15 protein-coding genes are annotated in these 18139 nt (G+C 70.2%); 9 read left to right on the top strand and 6 right to left on the bottom strand.

Features of this window, described 5'->3' with window-relative positions; translation table 11 throughout:
* The first annotated feature begins 1 nt into the window (after position 1).
* Positions 2-1009: an aromatic ring-hydroxylating oxygenase subunit alpha gene (locus VGL30_RS11410; RefSeq protein WP_331540004.1), complete on the top strand. Its 1008-nt coding sequence runs from the start codon at positions 2-4 to the stop codon at positions 1007-1009.
* Here VGL30_RS11410 and VGL30_RS11405 read toward each other — a convergent pair.
* The 3 genes from VGL30_RS11405 to VGL30_RS11395 form a co-directional block, all read right to left on the bottom strand.
* Positions 976-2724: a hypothetical protein gene (locus tag VGL30_RS11405; protein ID WP_331540002.1), complete on the bottom strand. Its 1749-nt coding sequence runs from the start codon at positions 2722-2724 to the stop codon at positions 976-978. The two genes, VGL30_RS11410 and VGL30_RS11405, sit on opposite strands and share 34 nt — an antisense overlap.
* Before the next feature lie 36 nt (positions 2725-2760).
* Complete coding sequence (locus tag VGL30_RS11400) at positions 2761-4116, bottom strand: MFS transporter (protein WP_331540000.1); 1356 nt, start codon at positions 4114-4116, stop codon at positions 2761-2763.
* Between the two features lie 343 nt (positions 4117-4459).
* Positions 4460-5152 (bottom strand): GntR family transcriptional regulator, encoded by a 693-nt coding sequence (locus VGL30_RS11395; protein ID WP_331539998.1) that lies wholly within the window; start codon positions 5150-5152, stop codon positions 4460-4462.
* 231 nt (positions 5153-5383) lie between these two features.
* Between VGL30_RS11395 and VGL30_RS11390 the strand changes: the two genes are divergently transcribed.
* From VGL30_RS11390 to hpxZ, 6 genes are read left to right on the top strand one after another with little or no spacing between them, the layout of a single operon-like run.
* Positions 5384-6205, top strand: a complete 822-nt coding sequence (locus VGL30_RS11390; protein WP_331539996.1) for a hypothetical protein — start codon at positions 5384-5386, stop codon at positions 6203-6205.
* 26 nt (positions 6206-6231) lie between these two features.
* Positions 6232-6930 (top strand): isochorismatase family cysteine hydrolase, encoded by a 699-nt coding sequence (locus VGL30_RS11385; protein ID WP_331539994.1) that lies wholly within the window; start codon positions 6232-6234, stop codon positions 6928-6930.
* Positions 6927-8543 (top strand): hypothetical protein, encoded by a 1617-nt coding sequence (locus VGL30_RS11380; RefSeq protein ID WP_331539992.1) that lies wholly within the window; start codon positions 6927-6929, stop codon positions 8541-8543. Before VGL30_RS11385 ends, VGL30_RS11380 begins: the two co-directional genes overlap by 4 nt.
* 25 nt (positions 8544-8568) lie before the next feature.
* Positions 8569-8751 carry a hypothetical protein gene (locus VGL30_RS11375; protein WP_331539990.1) on the top strand — a complete coding sequence of 61 codons (183 nt, stop codon included), beginning with the start codon at positions 8569-8571 and terminating at the stop codon, positions 8749-8751.
* Complete coding sequence (locus VGL30_RS11370) at positions 8748-10139, top strand: AtzE family amidohydrolase (protein ID WP_331539988.1); 1392 nt, start codon at positions 8748-8750, stop codon at positions 10137-10139. Before VGL30_RS11375 ends, VGL30_RS11370 begins: the two co-directional genes overlap by 4 nt.
* A complete protein-coding gene (gene hpxZ, locus VGL30_RS11365; RefSeq protein ID WP_331539986.1) occupies positions 10136-10519 on the top strand; it encodes an oxalurate catabolism protein HpxZ in 384 nt (127 codons plus the stop codon). Before VGL30_RS11370 ends, hpxZ begins: the two co-directional genes overlap by 4 nt.
* A gap of 30 nt (positions 10520-10549) precedes the next feature.
* Here hpxZ and VGL30_RS11360 read toward each other — a convergent pair whose 3' ends face one another.
* From VGL30_RS11360 to VGL30_RS11350, 3 genes are all read right to left on the bottom strand, one after another.
* Positions 10550-11155, bottom strand: coding sequence for a hypothetical protein (locus VGL30_RS11360; protein ID WP_331539984.1), 606 nt, complete (start codon positions 11153-11155; stop codon positions 10550-10552).
* 215 nt (positions 11156-11370) lie between these two features.
* Positions 11371-12621: an MFS transporter gene (locus VGL30_RS11355; protein ID WP_331539982.1), complete on the bottom strand. Its 1251-nt coding sequence runs from the start codon at positions 12619-12621 to the stop codon at positions 11371-11373.
* Between the two features lie 116 nt (positions 12622-12737).
* Positions 12738-14831, bottom strand: coding sequence for a TonB-dependent receptor (locus VGL30_RS11350; RefSeq protein ID WP_331539980.1), 2094 nt, complete (start codon positions 14829-14831; stop codon positions 12738-12740).
* A gap of 532 nt (positions 14832-15363) precedes the next feature.
* Between VGL30_RS11350 and VGL30_RS11345 the strand changes: the two genes are divergently transcribed.
* Both VGL30_RS11345 and VGL30_RS11340 read left to right on the top strand, forming a co-directional pair.
* A complete protein-coding gene (locus VGL30_RS11345; protein ID WP_331539978.1) occupies positions 15364-15945 on the top strand; it encodes a hypothetical protein in 582 nt (193 codons plus the stop codon).
* 49 nt (positions 15946-15994) lie between these two features.
* Positions 15995-18139, top strand: coding sequence for an acetate--CoA ligase family protein (locus tag VGL30_RS11340; protein ID WP_331539976.1), 2145 nt, complete (start codon positions 15995-15997; stop codon positions 18137-18139).

Below are 18139 nucleotides of genomic sequence, written 5' to 3'. Positions count from 1 at the left end.
CGTGACGCCGCTTGAGGAGACGCTCTCCCGATCCTGGTGGCACCTTGTGGCCCACCGCAGCGAGGTCGCCCGGCCGCAGGCGTTCGTCAGGCTGCAATGGGCGTTGGGCGACCTGGTGGTGTTCAACGACGAAGGCGACGTCCTGGCCTTCGACAACCAGTGCCCGCACCGCGGAACGCGCCTGTTCCTCGATGACGCCGGCTGCGCGCCGGCGCTCTGCCCCTACCACGGCTGGAGCTACCGGGGCGGGCGGGTGCGGATCCCGCTGCGCGAAACCGTACCGGCCGCGGAGGCCGAAGGCGCGCGGCTGAACGTCTACCGCACCGCCTGGTGCGGCGACTTCCTGTTCGTCGGCGTCGAGCCGCGGCAAGACCTCGACGCCCAGCTCGGCGACCTGGCCGGGCCGCTGGAGGCCATGTCCCACGACATCGGCAGCCGGACCGACTTCAACAGCTTCGACTTCGAGTGCGACTGGCGCGTGGCGGTGGAGAACGCGCTGGAGGGCTACCACGTCAACCTCATCCATCCCGACACCCTGGCGCCGCTGGCGCTGCGCGGGCACCAGGACAGCTACAGCGGCGCGAACTCCATCTACCGCGCGGAGATCGGCGACGCGCGCACCGCCAAGGCCCTGGACCGGCTGGGCAAGTACTTCGACGTCAAGGCCGCGCACCGCGGCTACAGCAGTCTGTTCGTGTTCCCGTTCGCCATGGTCTCGTCGACCTTCGGCTACAGCTACGCCCTGCAGACTTTTTTCCCCTCGGGCCGTCCGGGCCTGACGCGCTTCTCGAGCCGGCTGCTCGTCGCGCCCGCCAAGCCGGGCGCGGAGAGCGTGACCGGCGCGTTCCTGGCCTCCACGGCCGTCCTGAACCGCAAGGTGTTCGAGGAGGACCACGCCATCTGCCGCCGAGTCAGCCCGCACTACGCCGCCGACCGGCCCGACCGGATCTTCGCGAAATCCGAGGACCGCGCCCGTCACTTCTGGCGCGCGCTGCGCGACCTGGCCTGAGCCGGTCCGGAGGCGCCGCCAGCCCGGCGCTCCCAGGCCTCGAACATGCCGCGGCAGGCCTTCTCCAGGTCCCGGGTGACCGCGGCCTCGTCGCGGTAGCTGGCGCCCGCGAAGCCGGCCCGCGTGCGCTCCCGCAGGGCTTGCAGCCGGCCCGCGTCGGCCGAGAAGTCGAGGGCGCGCGCGACGTAGTCGTCCCAGTCGGCCGCCACCAGCTCGCCCAGGCCCGCGCCTGTGAGGATCTGCAGGGCGGTGCGCGCATAGAAGGTCGGGCCGTCCAGCATCAGCACCGGCACGCCGCGGCTCAAAGCCTCCAGGGTCGTGGTGCCGCCGGGGACGGGCGACGGGTCCAGCGCCATGTCGACGTCGCCGAACTCGGCCGCATAGGCCTCGCCCGTGGTGTGCCCACGGAACTCGATCCGCGCGGGGTCCAAGCCGTGCGCGGCGAAGCGCGACGAGGTTACGGCGCGGAGCACCGGATCGGCAAAGTAGCCGTATTTGAGGATCAGCCGCGCGGTCGGCCGCCCCCTGAGGATCCGCGCCCAGGCCGCCACCGTCTCGTCCGACAGCTTGGCCGGGTTGTTGAAGCTGCCGAAGGTCGCATAGCCGTTCCTGAGCGCGGGCGCCGGCGTCGCCGGAGATTCGCCGTCGGGCCGGAACGGCGCCGAGGTCGGCCCGACCCGCCAGACCGTCTCGACGAAGGCCTCGGCCATGCCCGGCCCATCTACCGAGTCGGCGTGGAGCACGTAGTCCATGGCCGGCAGGCCGGTGGTCTGCTGGTAGTTCAGCCACGCCGCCTGCACCGGCGCGGGGCGATGGGCGAAGACGCCGATCCGGCTGCCGGCGGTGTGGCCCCAGGCGTCGATCAGCACGTCGATCCTCTGGGCGCGGATCAGGTCGGCGGCGCGCCGGTCATCCAGCCCGCCGATAGCGTGGACTTGCACCGGCTGCGGCCACGGCCCCTCCCCTTCGGCGCGGGCCGGAAAGATGAACACCTCGAAGGCGTCGCGGTCATGGCTCTCCAGCACCGGCTGCACGAACTGCCGCAGCTGATTTTGGCTGAAGCTCGGCGCCACATAGCCCACGCGCAGCTTGCGACCGGCGGCGGGCGGGTTGCGGAACCGCGGCGGCGGCGCCCCGACGGCGTGTTGCTCCGCCCATCGGCGGGCTTCGGCCGCGTGGCGCGCGATCCCCTCCTGCACGTAGAAGTGCGGCATCAGCAGGAACTGGCCCGCCTCCGACGCGGGATAGAGCTCGGCCGCCGCCCGGAACAGCTGGATCGCTTCCTCGGCGCGTCCCTGGTGCTGCAGGGACAGGGCGAACATCAGCAGGGGCTCGAGCCGCTGCTCGTCGTTGCGGATCGCCATGCCCAGGGCGACGGACGCCAGCGCGACCAGGCGCGAGCCATAGAGCAGCCTCGCCAGGTCCACGGCGGCCTGCGGATCGCGGTTTATCGCGGCCACGTCCACGCCCATCTCCCGCATCAGGGCGATGGCGTGCAGCAGGCGGGCGTTGTCGACGGCGAGCGCCGCCGCATCGGCCTGGCCGTTGGCCGCCAGAGCGCTCGCGAGCCAATACTGCGCGTCGGCGTCCTGCGGCGTCGGGCCGGCGAGACGCCGGGCGACGGCGAGAGCGGCCGCAGGATCGCCCTCGACCAGCAGGCGCAGGACGTCGCCAAGCCGGGACGCCGGGCTTTCGGGCGACGGCGTATCGACCATGAATGTGCTCCTGATTCGCCTGGCCCGCGCGGCAGCCTAGGCGCGTTCGAACCGAGCCAGTTCGCTTTCCACGTGGTGACCGGCCCGCCAGTAGAAGAAGGCGGGAAGGACGAAGAGGAAGGCCGACCCCATCAGCACGTAGCGGATGCTTTCATGAGGCGCCGCCGTCGCCGGAAGGTGGCTGCGGACAACGTCGGACGCCAGGCCCAGCAGCGTCACCCCGCCTCCCGAGCCCACCAGGATCGTGATCATCGACACCATCGCCGTGGCTGACGCCCGGACATCGGATGTGAGCAGGCGCTGCTTGGCCGCGCCCGCGCCTCCGTAAGTGAGGTTGTCGCTCATGGCCGGGATCGCCATGAGCAGGATCGCCGCCCACCAGATGTTCGTCGACCAGGTCAGCAGGAGCAGCGGCGGCGCAACCAGCATGCCGACCACCGCGGGGGTCATGTAGTGGCGGGGCTGCTGTGCCCCGAAGCGGTCGGCCACCCAGCCGCCGAGCACGGTCCCGAGGAGTCCCGTCAGCCCGCCCTGCAGCCCGAGCCATAAGCCGGTCTCCCCGGCCGTCAGCCCGAGGTTCCGCTGGAAGTGCATCATCCCCCAGAAGCCCATCCCCGCATTGAGCGCGCTGGTGAGCACGTTACCCAGGGCGATGTAGATGATGGTTCGCGATCGGAGTATCTGCCCGATGGCCTTGCGGAACGTCGGCTCGCGCAGTCGAGGAACCGTCGGCTGGAGCGCCCGCGGCCCGCCGTCCTTGAAAACCAGCAGCAGCAGGACGGCCAGTAGGAGTCCCGGTGCGCCGACGAAGAAGAAGGTGTTCCGCCAGCCGACGGCGTCGCTGAGCCCGCCGCCCAGCGCTCGCCCGACGAACGAGCCGAGCGGCACGCCGAGGCTGAAGACCGCCAGCGCCCGCGCGAGGTGCGCGCGCGGAACCGCCTCCGCGATCAACGACTGCGCGGGCGCCACGCAGCCCGCCTCGCCGGCCGCCACGCCCATTCGTCCGAGAAGCAACTGTCCGAACGACTGCGCCAGGCCGCAGAAGGCCGTCATGGAGGACCAGACCGCCAGCGCGCCCGAAATCACCCAGAGGCGGCTGGCGTGCGGCCGGTCCGCGATCCAGCCCCACGGCAAGGCGAACAGGAAGTAGACGGCCGAGAATCCCAATCCGCCCAGCAGTCCGAGTTGAGAATCGTTCAGCCCCAGGTCCAGGCTGATCTTGTTCCCGAGCATGGACATGATCTGCCGGTCGAGGATGTTGACCGCGTAAACCGTCATCAACACCCAGACCACAGGCCACGCGCGCCGCGTCCTGGCCGCGTCGCTGTCTGTTGCGGCCCTGACGACCGGCGGCCTCTCGACGCGCCCGGCGACGTCGACCTCATCGGTCACGCGCCGGCCTCCGGCTGTCGGCGAGGCTGACGCGCCTCGCGGTGAGCATGTCGGCCCTTGCCCGCCGCAACATGGCGCGCCTCTCCCTGAAAACCTGGCAAGACCCGGCCGCAACCAACCCGCCTCGGCCCCGCGAAGGGCGATTGCGGTCTGAAGAACCATACATCGTGCGCTTTGCGCGCAGGACGGGGCCAAACGGCGCGCAGGTCAAGCGCCCTGAGCAATATCGGCGGCGGCCTGGCGACGACCGGCCCGCCCCGAAGGCCCGGGCCGGCGAGCGCAGGTTTGGAGGAGCCCGTCGGCGCAGACCGGCGCGCCGGAAGCTTAGACCGCGCCGCGAGGCCTAAGGCTCGCGGCCCTCGGCCGTCCTGACCGGCGGGGCGGCGCCGGCGGTGGCGAGCAGCTTCTCGAAGGACGCGCCCACAAGGTCGACGTGGTGCAGCATGGTGGCGTGGGCGCGGGCCGGCTCGCCCGAGACGATGGCCTTCACCACCGCGTCGTGTTCCGCGTGCGACCGGGCGAGCCGTCCGGCGGTGCGGAACTGCGCGCGCCGGTAGGCGGCGACCCGGCGCCGCAGGGCGATCGTCGCCTCCTCCAGCAGGCTGTTGTGCGCGCCCCGGTAGACCAGGGCGTGGAAGGTCTCGTTGGCTTCGACGAAATCCTCGAACAGGTCGCGCGCGACCATCTCCGCCATCCGCTCGTGCAGCCGCTGCAGGCCGCGCCGCTCGACGGGCGTCATGCTCATGGCCGCCAGCCTGGCGCAGGTGGCCTCCAGCTCGGCCATGGCCACGAACATCTCCTCCAGCCGTTCGGGGGTGACGATGGTCACGAAGGCCCCGCGATTGGGGCGCAGCTCGATCAGGCCGGTGCTCGCGAGCTGGCGCAGCGCCTCGCGCACCGGCGTGCGGGAGACCTCGAACCGCTGGGCCAGGATCTGTTCGTCAAGCTTGGAGCCCGGGGGCAGCTCGCCGCCGGTCACCAGGGCCTCGATCTGTTTGGCGAGCTTGCCGACGCGGTTCTGTCCGATCTCGTCCATGTGCGCTTCTACCGCTTGCGTCCGTCGATGGGAAGCATCTGTGTACAACTTGCGCATCCCGTGATCGCCTTCCGCGCAACCCACAGCCAATCGCCGCCTATTGCATACATAGTCGTGTGAATTAGGAATTTCGTATGCATCGCTCATTGCAGCGGGGCCACGCAAGCCGGCCTCGGATTGCAACAACGAGGGGCGACGAAGATGCGGAAAGCGATTGGTTTCATTGGGTTATTGACAGCAGCCCTGGCGGGCCCGGCGGCGGCCGACCCAAGCCTGCACGGCTTCATGAACCTGTCGCTGAAGAACGACTACATCACGCCCCGCGGCCTACGCGTCACCTCGGAGGGCTCGACGGTCCAGCTGCTGAACGGGCTGGTGGTCGACTTCCCGCAGGATCCCGGCGGGACCATCACCGACGTCGCCATCTTCGGCACCACCTGGATGGACTTCAACCCCGGCTACAAGGCGCCCAACACCCAGGCGTTCAACGAGATCGACTGGTCGCTCGGCGCCAGCGCCACCATCCACAAGAACTGGAAGGCCGGAGTCGAATACGTCCAGTTCATCAGCGGCCCCGGCGCCTACAAGACGGAGAAGAACCTCGAGTTCAGCCTGGCCTTCGACGACAGCCAGTACCTGAAGCCGATCTCGCTGCACCCTTACGTCAAGCTGTTCTACGCCATGGACGGCGATTCCACGGTGGTCACCGGCAAGCGGGGCGACACCTACGACGTCGAGATCGGCGCATCGCCGACCTGGGACCTGCAGCCCTACAGCATTCCGGTCACCCTCAGCATGCCGACCTGGGTGACCGTCGGGCCGAAGGGCTACTGGGGCGGCGACCAAAACGCCGGCGTGTTCTCCACCGGCCTGAAGGTGACCTACCCGCTGACCGCGATCCCGGCCAGCGCCGGCCATTGGTCGGTGTTCGGCGGCTACCAGTACTACCATCTGATCAACGACCGCCTGGTGCTTGCTGAATCCATACTCAACCAGGGAAAGACCAAGCGAAACCTGCACCTCTGGCAGGTCGGGATCGGCATGGGCTTCTAGCATTCGCAAAACCTGAGGAGGACGCCGTGGTCGAACTCTCCGCCGCCCCCTACCCGTTCCCGTTCGAGGCGGATCGCGCCGCGCTGGTGATCATCGACATGCAGCGCGACTTCCTCGAACCGGGGGGATTCGGCGCGGCCCTGGGCAACGACGTCTCGCGGCTCGGCGGCGTGGTGGCGCCGCTCCGGCGGCTGCTGCTGGCCGCCCGCGCCGCCGGCCTGTTCGTCATCCATACCCGCGAGGGCCATCGGCCGGACCTCAGCGACCTGCCGGCGGCCAAGCGGCGCCGCGGCCGCGGTCCGCTCGCCATCGGCGACGCCGGACCGATGGGGCGCATCCTGGTACACGGCGAGCCAGGCCACGACATCGTGCCGGAACTGGCGCCCGAGCCCGGCGAGCCCGTCGTCGACAAGCCGGGCAAGGGCGCGTTCTTCGCCACAGACCTGGACCTGATCCTGCGCAACCAGGGCGTAGAGCAGCTGATCATCTGCGGCGTGACCACCGAGGTCTGCGTCAACACCACGGCGCGGGAGGCCAACGACAGGGGCTACGACTGCCTCGTGCTGTCCGACTGCACCGGCTCCTACTTTCCCGAATTCCATGACCAGGCCCTGCGCATGATCCAGGCCCAGAACGGCGTCGTCGGCTGGGTGGGACATTCCGACGCCCTGGTCGCGGCCCTGGCCGCTTCCGTCGTCCACATCCAAAGGAGAGCCGCGTCATGAGCATCGCGTCCGCAGTCCCGCCGACCTCCGCCGCCCCGATCCGGCAGCCGTTCTGGACGCCGGGCGACTGGAACGCCCTCTTCGGGTTCGGCACCAACATCCTCGTCAACGTGCTGGTGCTCACCGGCCTGCTGCGGTTCGTGCTGCAGATGCCGGACGAGGTGGTGTTCGGCCGCATCCTGCCGGCGACCGGCCTGATGATGTTCCTGTCGACCATGTACTACGCCTGGCTGGCGCGGCGCCTGGCCGCCAAGACCGGGCGCACCGACGTCTGCGCCCTGCCCTCCGGCATCAGCGTGCCGCACATGTTCGTCGTCGTCTTCGTGGTGATGATGCCGATCCTGCACGCCACCAAGGACCCCTTGCAGGCCTGGGGCGCGGGCCTGACCTGGGTGTTCGTCCAGAGCTTCGTGCTGATGGTCGGCGGCTTCGTGGCCCCGGTGGTGCGCCGGATCACCCCGCGCGCGGCCCTGCTGGGCTCGCTGGCCGGCATCTCGCTGACGTTCATCTCCATGAGCCCGGCGGCCCAGATGTTCTCGGCCCCGGTGATCGGCGTGACCTGCCTGGTCATCATCCTGGCCAGCTGGTTCGGCGGCGTGCGGTTTCCCAAGGGCGTGCCCGGCGGCCTGGTGGCCATCGCGGTCGGCGCGGCCATGGCCTGGGGCGCCACCCTCGCCGGCTACAAGGTCGGCGGCGTGGGGGTGGAGCAGCTGCATGGCGCGCTGGCCACCTTCGGCTTCAAGTTTCCCACGCCGGCCATTCCCGAGCTGATCGGCGGCTTCAAATACCTGGGCGTGATCCTGGTCACCGCCATCCCGTTCGGGATCTACGACCTGGTCGAGGCGATGGACAACGTCGAGAGCGCCGCGGCGGCCGGCGACCCCTTCCCCACCACCCAGGTGCTGACGGCCGACGGCGTGGTCAGCCTGATCGGCTGCCTGATGGGCAACCCCTTCATCAACGCCGTCTATATCGGCCACCCCGGCTGGAAGGCCATGGGCGGGCGCACCGGCTATTCGGCGGCGACGGGCATCGTCATGCTGGTGCTGACCTGGTTCGGGATCGTGGCCCTGCTGATGGCCCTGATCCCCTCGGTCGCCCTGCTGCCGATCCTGCTCTACATCGGCATGCTGATCGGGGCCCAGGCGTTCCAGGAGACGCCGGGCAAGCATGCGCCGGCCATCGTGCTGGCGCTGGTCCCGCAGATCGCGGCCTGGGGCAAGACCCAGATCGACAATGCGCTGGGCGCCGCCGGCGTCAACGCCGCCGACGTCGGAATGGACAAGCTGGCGCAGAACGGCGTGCTCTACCACGGCCTGACCGTGCTCGGCAGCGGCGCGACCCTGGCCGGGATCATCCTGGGCTCGGTGGCGGTGCTGATCATCGACCGCAAGTTCTACCAGGCGGCCGCCTTCGCCTTGGCCGGCGGCGTGCTGACCTTCTTCGGATTGATCCATAGCGAGGCGATCGGCATCGCGCGGATGCCGGAAGTGGCCGCCAGCTATGTCATCGCCGCCGCTTTCCTGGTTCTCTGCGCCAAGCGGGTCGGCGTCGCGCTCGAACCGGCGGTCCACGCGCCGGTCATCGAGCACGGGATCGGCGAGACGGCCTAGCGGCCCGCGCGACCAGGGTGTGTGCATGACGGCTGACGGCGTCGAGACGATCGTGAAGACGCTCGCCGAACATTTCGGCGAGCCCTTGCCGGCGGAACACCTGGCGGAGACCGCCGCCGCCTGGCGGCTGATGGCGCCGCACCTTCAGCAGATCAGGGCGGCCGAGCTCGGCCAGGACATCGAACCGGCCGCGCTTTTCCGTCCATGAGCCTACGGAGCAGCGAGCAGGGCGCCCGGGAGATCGCGGCGGCGGTGCGCGGCGGCCGCGTGACCGCCGTCCAGGCCGTCGAGGCCGCGCTGGCGCGCATCGAGGCGCTGGACGGACGGCTGAACAGCTTCCGCAAGGTGCTGCCGGAGCGCGCCCTGCGCGACGCCGCGGCGGTGGACGCGGCCCTGGCCGCCGGGCGCGACCCCGGCCCGCTCGCCGGCGTGCCCTACGGCGTCAAGGACCTGTTCGACGTGGCCGGACTGGCGACGGCCGCGGGCTCGAAGATCGGCCTGGAACGGGCGCCGGCCGGGGCCGACGCCGTGCTGGTCGCGCGCCTGCGCGCCGCCGGCGCGGTGCTGCTGGGCGTCCAGACGATGGACGAATACGCCTACGGCTTCACCACCGAGAACGCGCACTTCGGCGCCGTGCGCAATCCGCACGACCTGACGCGCACCGCCGGCGGCTCCTCGGGCGGCTCGGCGGCGGCGGTCGCGGCGGGACTGGGCGCCTTCGCCCTGGGGTCCGACACCAACGGCTCCATCCGCGTGCCGTCCTCGTTCTGCGGCGTCTTCGGCCTCAAGCCCACCTTCGGCCGCCTGCCGCGCACGGGCAGCTTCCCGTTCGTGTTCGATCTCGACCATCTCGGCCTGTTCGCCCGCAGCGTCGAGGACCTGGCCCAGGTCTATGACGCGCTGCAGGGCCACGACGCCGGCGACCCGGCCTGCGCCGCGCGGGCGGCGGAGCCGGTGTCGGGACGCCTGGCCGGCGGGCCGCTGCGCGTGGCGGTGCTGGACGGCTGGTTCCAGGAGATGGCGGACGACGACGCCCGGGCCGCCGTCGCGGCGGCCGCGGAGGCGCTGGGCGCCCGCGCCAGGGCGAGCCTGCCGGGCGCGGAGACCGCGCGTTCGGCCGCGTTCCTCATCACCGCCGCCTCGGGGGCGAACCTGCACCGCGCCAACCTGCGGGCCCGGCCCGGGGATTTCGATCCCGCCACCCGCGGCCGCCTGCTGGCCGGGGGACTGCTGCCCGCCGACGCCCTCATCCAGGCCCAGCGGCTGCGGCGGCGCTTCTACGACGAAGCCCTGGCCGCCTTCGCCACCTGCGACCTGCTGCTGGCGCCCGCCACGCCCTGCGCCGCGCCGCGTCTCGGCCAGGCGCAGATCAGCCTCGGCGGCCGCGACGCGCCCACCCGTCCGAACCTCGGCGTCCTCAGCCAGCCGCTCAGCGCCATCGGCCTGCCGATCGTCGCCGCGCCGATCCGGCTCGAGGGGGCGGCGCCGCTCGGCGTGCAACTGGTCGCGCCGCCGTGGCGGGAAGACCTCGCCTTCCAGGCGGCCGCGCGCCTGCAGGCGGCCGGCCTCGCCGCAGCGCCCGTGGTGGACCCATGATCGTCAACGACCCCGACGTCCTGGCCGAGGTGCAGGCCGCCTTCGACAGCTATGAAGCCGCCCTGATGGCCAACGACCTGGAGGCCCTGGACGCCCTCTTCTGGCGAAGTCCGGCGACGATCCGCTACGGCCCCGGACAGAACCTCTACGGGATCGACGCCGTCACGGCCTTCCGCACCGCGCGGGTCGGCGGCTCGCCGCAGCGCAGCCTCTCCAACACCGTGATCACCGCCTTCGGGCGCGACTTCGCCACCGCGAACACCGAGTTCCAGCGGGTCGGCGCCGCCCGGCCGGGGCGCCAGAGCCAGGCGTGGGCGCGCTTCGACGACGGCTGGCGGGTGGTGGCCGCCCACATCTCCTTCCTCGGCGAGGGTTCCTAGAGACCCTCCGCGTCGGACCGGGGGGGCCGTTCAGCCCGGCGGCGGCGCGCCGTTCTCGCCGACGCTGATGAACTGGCGCGGCGCGCCGCCGGACGGGGTGAAGTTCACCAGCCGGACCTTGGCGCCCACCTTGACCAGCGACCGGTCGCCGGCGGTGGTGAGCACCACCGGCACGCCCGCGGGCACAGTGATCCGCCGCGCGCCGGCGCCATAGTTGACCGTCAGCACCCGCCCCCCCTCGCTCCTGACCACCGTGGTGACCACGCCGTTGGTCATGGTGGTCTGGGCGGCCGCATCCATCAGGAAGTCCAGCCCGGGCCCCGCCGTTCCCGGCGGAGAGACATGCACCTCGGTGGAGACGCCGGCGCCGTCGGGCGTGGCGTGGTTGGTCGTCCCGAGGTAGCTGCCGGGCTTGATGTCCTCTACGGAGATCGGCCTCGCCACGCCCACCGACCAGGTCGGCAGCAGCTTGATCGTCTCCGTCCTGCCGTTCGCTTCGGCCAGGGTGATCTCGGTGTCGGTGAGCGCCGTCACCACGCCTTCGACGCGCTCGACCTTCGGCGGAGCCGCCGTCTGCGCGTGGGCGGCGGCGGCCATGGACAAGGCCGCTAGGGCCAGCAGGGTCTGCCTGATCATCGCATCGCTCCTTTACGGCGGCCCGTATGCGTACGCCGGTGCGCCGCGTAGCTAAAGCGCCAAATCACCGTGGCTCAATAGCGGGAACCCGGGATTTCCGCTCACGCGGTCCTGAAACGGCAACCGCCCGGGCCGCCGCTGTCACGGGGAAGAGCGGGTCCAGGTCAACCAGGCTGACGTCGCGCCGGAACCGGCTTCCACTTCCGGCTGTACGCCTAGGCGCCGGAGGGGGGGACCGCGCCTTCAACCTCAAGCATCGGCATGCGCCCCATCGTGAGCATGAGGACCGCACCGACGGCCAGGCTGGCGACGAGGAATTTCAGCAGAATGTCGTAGTTGCCATATCGGTCGTAGACGAGCCCCGCCAACAGGCCGGCGTACCCGTAGCCGACGCCGACCAGGGCGGTGAGAATGGCGTAGATCCGCCCATAGGCCCGCATGCCGAAATAACGCGAGACGAGCACGCCGGTGGCGCCGCCGCCGCCGCCCGCGCCCAGGCCGTCGATCAGGACCACCGCCAGGGGGACGGCCGGCGAGACGCCCATGTAGGGGATGAGCAGGCAGGCCACGATCGGCAAGGCGAAGCAGACGCCCGCGACAAGCGGCGGGTGGAACCGGTCCATCAGGTAGCCGCCCAGCAGGCGGCTGACGATGGACACCGGACCGATCAGCCCGACATAGCCGGCCGCCTGCATCCTGGAAATTCCGAGGTCCGTCATCATCGGCACGAGGTGCAGCTGGAAGGCGCCGGCGGCCAGCGCGCTGGTGCACAGGGCCACGGCCAGGCGCCAGTAGCGCGGCTGGCAGATCGCCTCGCCGAACGTCAGCCCCGGAATATCCGGATTGGACGGCGCCCCGGACCTGGCCGTCGCCGGGACGCGCCGCACCTCGTGAAAGAACAGCCAGACCATCGGCAGGGCGACGACGATCCCGAGGGCTCCCAACGCAAGGTAGACGCCGCGCCAGCCGAAGGCTCCGAGCGCCCAGGTCGCGAAGGCCGGGACGAAGGCGGAGGTTATGCCGAGCCCGCAAAGAGCGGCGCTGAGCGCCAGCCCCCTGTGCCTGTCGAAGCGGCTGGCGACCGCGGCGGTCCAGACCGTCGAGCCCACCATCAGGCCGGCGAACGCGGCGACCGCCCAGGCCAGGTACCAGGTCCAGATCTTCGGTCCCGTCAGCCCGACCATGGCCAGCGCGGCGCAGTAGGCGACGACGCCCGGCAGGGCGATGCGGCGCGAGCCGAACCGATCGACCGCATAGCCCACCAACGGGCTGGCGATGATGATCACCGTGCTCTTGATGGCGGTCATCGAGGAAATCTGGCCGCGGCTCCAGCCGAACGCGTCCTGCAGCGGCTTCATCACCACGCCGGCCGAACTGGAGTACATGGTCACCAGGCTCATGCCGAGCGCCGCGGTGAGCACCACCTTCCAGCCCGCGCGCCACTCGCCGGGCGGACCTGCCTGCACCTGACGCCCTCCTCGCAACAAACCCGCCGACGGGAAAAGGCGGCCGCGGCCGGCCGAACCTCATGTCGAGCCGGGGCCGCCGGACCGGCGCCTGCGAGCGAATGCGCCGGTTCCGGCTAGAAATCGTACCCGACCGTGACGCCGGCCCACCGCGGCTTGGACACCTGGGTCGCGTCGGCGAAGGCCGTGATCAGGTGACCCGCCGCATAGACCTGATTGGTCAGGTTCTGCCCGAACACCGTCACATAGTAGTGGCCGTCCGGCTCGCGCCAGGTCGCGGATGCGTTGAGCACTTCGTAGGACGGCTGGACGACCCGGTCGCCGAGCTCGGCAAAATACTTCGAACTGAAGAATATGCCGCCGTTCAGGGTCAGATCCCCCCCGAGCAGTTCGTGCGTGTAGGTGGCGCCGAGACTGAGCGTGGCCTTGGGCGCCCGAGCCAGTTCGTTGCCGTCGATGTTGGCGATCAGGGTCACGTTTCCGGTGTTGTCGGGCACGCCGGCCGTGGCCCGGGGCACATTGATCGAGGCGTTCGGAAAATCGTTGATCTTGGTCTTCAGCAGCGAAAGGCCGGCGTTGACCGACAGCTCGGAGGTGACCTTCGCTTCCAGGCCGGCCTCGAAGCCGTTGATCTTCACATTGCCGGCGTTCTGCAGGATCGACCGGGAAGCCCCGTTGACGGTCACGAAGGCCGCAACCTGCAGATCGGTGTAGTCATAATGGTAGGCCGCGGCGTTGAGGCGGATCCTGGGGCCGATATCGGTCTTCAACCCCACCTCGTAGGCCGAAATTTTCTCGGGCCTGATCGGCAGGGGCGAGCTCGTTATGCTGTAGACGCCGCTCTTGTAGCCTTTCGAGAACGACGCGTAGACGTTGGAATTGTCCGCGAATTGGTAGCGGACGACGGCGCGCGGCGAAAGGTTGTGGAACGTCGCCTTCGCATGCGCCGTCACCACGCCGGCGGCGGTGATCGAAGAGGCCTCCTTCGACTCCCAGTTGTAACGCAGGCCGCCGGTGAGGAAGAGCCGCTCCAGCGGATTCCAGGTCGCCTCGGCGAAGCCGGCCACAGCCCTGGTGTTCTGGGGACCGATGGTCGGCGTGACGGTGAAGAGGCCGGTCGTCGCGCTTCGCGACGTCGAGATGATCGGAGAAAACGCGGCGCGGGCCTGGAATCCCTGCGCGCCCACGAGCCAGGTCAAGGCGCCGGGGCCGCTCGTCAGCACCAGCTCCTGGGTCGTGTCGTTGGTCTTGTTGTAATAGTAGGTCTGCGACAGCAACAACGGGCTGCCTTCCGACAGGCTCAGGTTTTGGCCGTTGGTCGAGCCGACGCTCGCCAGGGCCGACAGGGCGGCCCAGCCGAGGTCCCAATCCATATGGGCGTCGAGCATCTTCAGCGACACCTTGCCGATGGGCACGATGCCCGTGGCGGTGGTGTACGGCTGGTCGGCCACGATCTGCGATAGCGGAACATGCGTCGGATTCAGGAAGTTGCTGGTCGCCGACGATCGCGCCTGGGTGTTGCCGTTCAGCACATAGGGCGAGGTCAGAACGTTGTTGAACGATCGGGTGTACAGCCCGTTGAGCTGAAGCTTGAGGTCGTCCGTCGGCGTGAACAGCAACTTTCCCCTGACGGCGCGCCCGGTGTACTTCCCCTGCGTGGTGTTCAGATAGATGTTGTGAATATATCCGTCGTCGGCGAAGGCCATGGCCGAGACGCTGGCGGCCAGCTTGTCGGCGATGATCGGCCCGGAAAGATAGGCGCTCCCCTTGCGGTAATCGAAGCGGCCGTAGGTGGCGGAAAACGACCCCTTCGGCGTGAAGCTCGGGGCCGCGGTGATGACGTTGATGGCGCCGCCGGTGGCGTTGCGGCCGAACAGGGTCCCTTGCGGACCCTTGAGGACTTCGATCCGCTCGATGTTCGACAACTCGAAGAGGGTGCCGAACTGGTCGGGCTGATAGACCCCGTCGAAGAACACCGCCACGTTGGGCTCGTCGCCGGGCGAGGCGTTGCGGCTGCCGACGCCGCGAATGGTCGGCTGGTTGAAGTTGGTGGAGCGCGCCCAGAGCAGGCCCGGCACCGCCAGGGTCAGGTCCTGGGTGCTGACGACGCCCTTGGCGGCCAGGTCGGCTCCCTCCAGCGCCGTCACCGAGATCGGCACGTCCTGAAGGTTCTGCGACCGCCGTTGCGCGGTGACGACGACCTCCTCCAACGCGACACCCGGCCTGGCCTGCGCCGACGCCGGTCGAGGCTGTGCGCCCGCGCACGTCGCAGCGGATGCGACCGACATCGCGGTCATGCCCAAAAGCACGATCCTGGACACTCCCATCCCCACTTTTTTTGTTTACTTCAATCGTGTGCGTATGAGTGAGCCATTTCGAAGACCTGTCAACCCAATCCGCTCGTCCAGGCGGGGCCGAAGCGGGCGGAATCCGGCAAAACCCTCCTGAAACCAGTCTCCTCAGGGGGAATTCACCCCCGACTGGGGTCCGACTTGGTTATGGACACGTGCGCATACGCCATGCCAGAACATGCGGCGCACCGCAGATGCCGAGCCGGCGCGCCGACCGCCCGAAACAGGCCGCGCCGTCCGCCGCTGGACATTACAGGGAGTTGTCGTGAACGACCGGGTATATCTTCATGAAGTCGTCGACATAATCGGCAATCGTCGCAAAGAATACTTTGAGCATATGACGGCCGGTTTCCACAGGCCCGACGGTGAGCGGCGTTCCCGTTGCTTTGGGGTGTGGGGCACCCTGGGCAGCACCGGGCGTTGGCCGGAGGTCGTCAATCTCTGGGAGCACGACCAGTGGAGCGGCGTGGCCGGGGCCTTCGCCCACCAGACCCGCGGCCATGGGGGCATGCAGGACCCCGAGCTCGAGAGATGGTGGAACAAGGCGCAGGAGATGCGCAGCGGGGGCTTCGACCGCCTGCTGGTCGCGGCGGACTACTCGCCGACCATCGACGACGTCATCGGCCGTGGGATCGTCGGCTGGGAGGCCTTCCGCCATGAGATCGTCGACCTGGTCCCCGGCGAGGCCCGCAACTTCCTCGCCGCCGTGGAAAGCGAATGGGCGCCGGTCGTCAGGCCGATGGGGGTCGAGCTGGTCGGGGCGTATCGGACCGCCCTGCGGGACGACAGCGAGGCGATCCTGATCTGGGCGGTGCGCGACTGGGAGACCTGGGCGCAGGCCGAGGCCGAGATCGACAGCGGCGAGGCCGGCCTGGGCTGGCGCGCCAAGATCCGCGGGCTCGTCCGGCATATCCGCACCGAGCTGATGTGCTCGGCGCCGCGCTCGCCCACCCAGACGGGCCGGCAACCCTAGTCCGCCGATCCCGAGGCGGTTGTCGAACTTGAACGGGGACGCAGGAACAGTGACCGACAGCGAGATTGCGGCCTTCGGCGCAGCGGACCGGTCGGCGCGCGAGGCGCTGGCGCGCAGCGACGCCGACATCGCACGCCTCCTGGTGCCGAAGACCGGCGTCGCCTTCGTCGGCCGGGTGGATCTTTCCGACGCGGCGCGGTTCCAGTTCGCGCGCTACGGCGACGTGAAGATCTACTTCGTCAATCCCAACGGCGGCGCAGGCGACATCCCCGTCGTCAGGTCGGTCCTGGACCTGCCCGACGACATCGACCTGGTGGTCATCCGCGTCGCCCCCGCCCGCGTGCCGCAAATCGTCGAGGATTGCGGGCAGCGCGGAATCCGCGACGTCCTGGTGTTCAGCGACGGCTTCTCCGAGACCGGTCCGGAAGGCGCCCGCCTGGAACGCGAGCTCGCCGCGGCGGCCGCGCGGGCCGGCGTGCGGGTCATCGGCCCCAACACCAACGACAACACCTTCGAGCGCTATCCGCGTCCCGCCAACCATCGCGGCGGGGCCATCGCCTTGATCACCCAGAGCGGCGCGAACGGACGCTCGCTGGTCGAGGGCGTCGCCATGGGCGCCTGCTTTCACCGCTGGGTCACCGTGGGCAACGAGGCTGACCTGGAGGCGTCGGACTTCATCCATCACTTCGCCGGGCTTCCGGAGGTGGCGACGATCGCCCTCTATGTCGAAGGGTTCAGATCGACGGCCAAGCTGCGGGCGGCGCTGGAGCGCGCCCTGCTCGCCGGCAAGCCGGTGGTGGCGATCAAGATGGGCTCGACGGCCCGCGGCGCCCGCTCGGCCGCGTCGCACACCGGCCACCTGACCGGCGCCGACGCGGTGGTGCAAGGCCTGTTCCGCCGCTACGGCGTCACCCGCGTGCGCGAACTGGACGAACTCCTGGAGACGGCGAACCTGTTCGCCAAGCTTCCGCGCGACACCGGAACCCGCTGCGCGATGTACACCATCTCCGGCGGGACGGCGGCGCTGATGGCCGAGGCCGCCGACGCCGCCGGCCTGCAGGTTCCCGAGTTTTCCGGGAGCCTGCAGGCCGGGCTGCACCGGCACATTCCGCAGAACCTGAGCGTCGCCAATCCGGTCGACAACGGCGGGGGCTTCCTTGGCCGCGCCGATCAGGCCGAGCGGCTGCAGGTGCTGGATCTGATCGCCTCGCCCGAGAACGTCGACGTCGTGGTCGCCGGACTGAACGCCGCCTACGGCCGCCTCTCCGACGCCATGGCCGCGGACCTGCTCGCCTGGAGCCCTGCGGCCCGGAAGCCGGCTGTCGGCGTCTGGCCCTCCGTGGTCATCGACACCAGGGGCTACGCCGACCTGGTGGCGTCCGGCGTCCCGATCTTCCGTTCGTTCGGCAAATGCATGCGCGCGCTTCGGGCCCACGCCGACTTCGCCGCGCGGCGGGCGCGCTTCGAGCCGGACGCGCCCGTCGAGGCGACGCTCTCCGCGGACCAGCGACGCGCGCTGTCCAGGGCCGGGGTGCTTGGCGCAGGAGACGCCGAGACGCTGCTGTCGGCGGCGGGGATCGCCCTGGCGCGGTCGCGCCTGGCGCCTGACGCCGCCGCCGCCGCTGACGCCGCACGCGAGATCGGCCTCCCCGTCGCCATCAAGGTCATGTCGCCGGACATCCCCCACAAGTCCGAACTCGGACTGGTGAGGCTGGGCGTGGAAACGCCGGAGGCCGCACGGGCGACGGCGGAGGACCTGCTGGCGCGCGCCCGCGCGGCCGGCGCGGCCCGCATCGACGGGGTGCTCGTCCAGGAACAGGTGGAAGGCGGCGTCGAGATGATCGTCGGCCTTTCGCAGGACCCGCAGTTCGGGCCGACGCTGACCCTGGGCGCCGGCGGCGTCCATGCCGAGGTGCTGAAGGACGTGGTCGCGAGCCCCCTGCCCGTCGGGCCGCAGGACGTGCGCGACATGATCGCCAGCCTGCGCATGGCGCCGCTGCTGGACGGGGTTCGCGGCGCGCCGCCGGCCGACAAGGCGGCCCTGGTGGACCTGGTCCTGAGGGCGGCGGCCCTGGGCCTCGCCGCCGGGGACCGCATCCAGGAGATGGACCTCAACCCGGTGCTGGTCCAGCCGCACCGCGCCGTGGTGGTCGACGCCCTGGTGGTCGCCGGGCCGCCGCCGCCCGGCGGCTAG

It is taken from the genome of Phenylobacterium sp. (genome assembly GCF_036502675.1).
Classification (GTDB): domain Bacteria; phylum Pseudomonadota; class Alphaproteobacteria; order Caulobacterales; family Caulobacteraceae; genus Phenylobacterium.
Note: the sequence above shows the minus strand (reverse complement) of the source record. Positions and strands in the feature narration are given on the sequence as shown.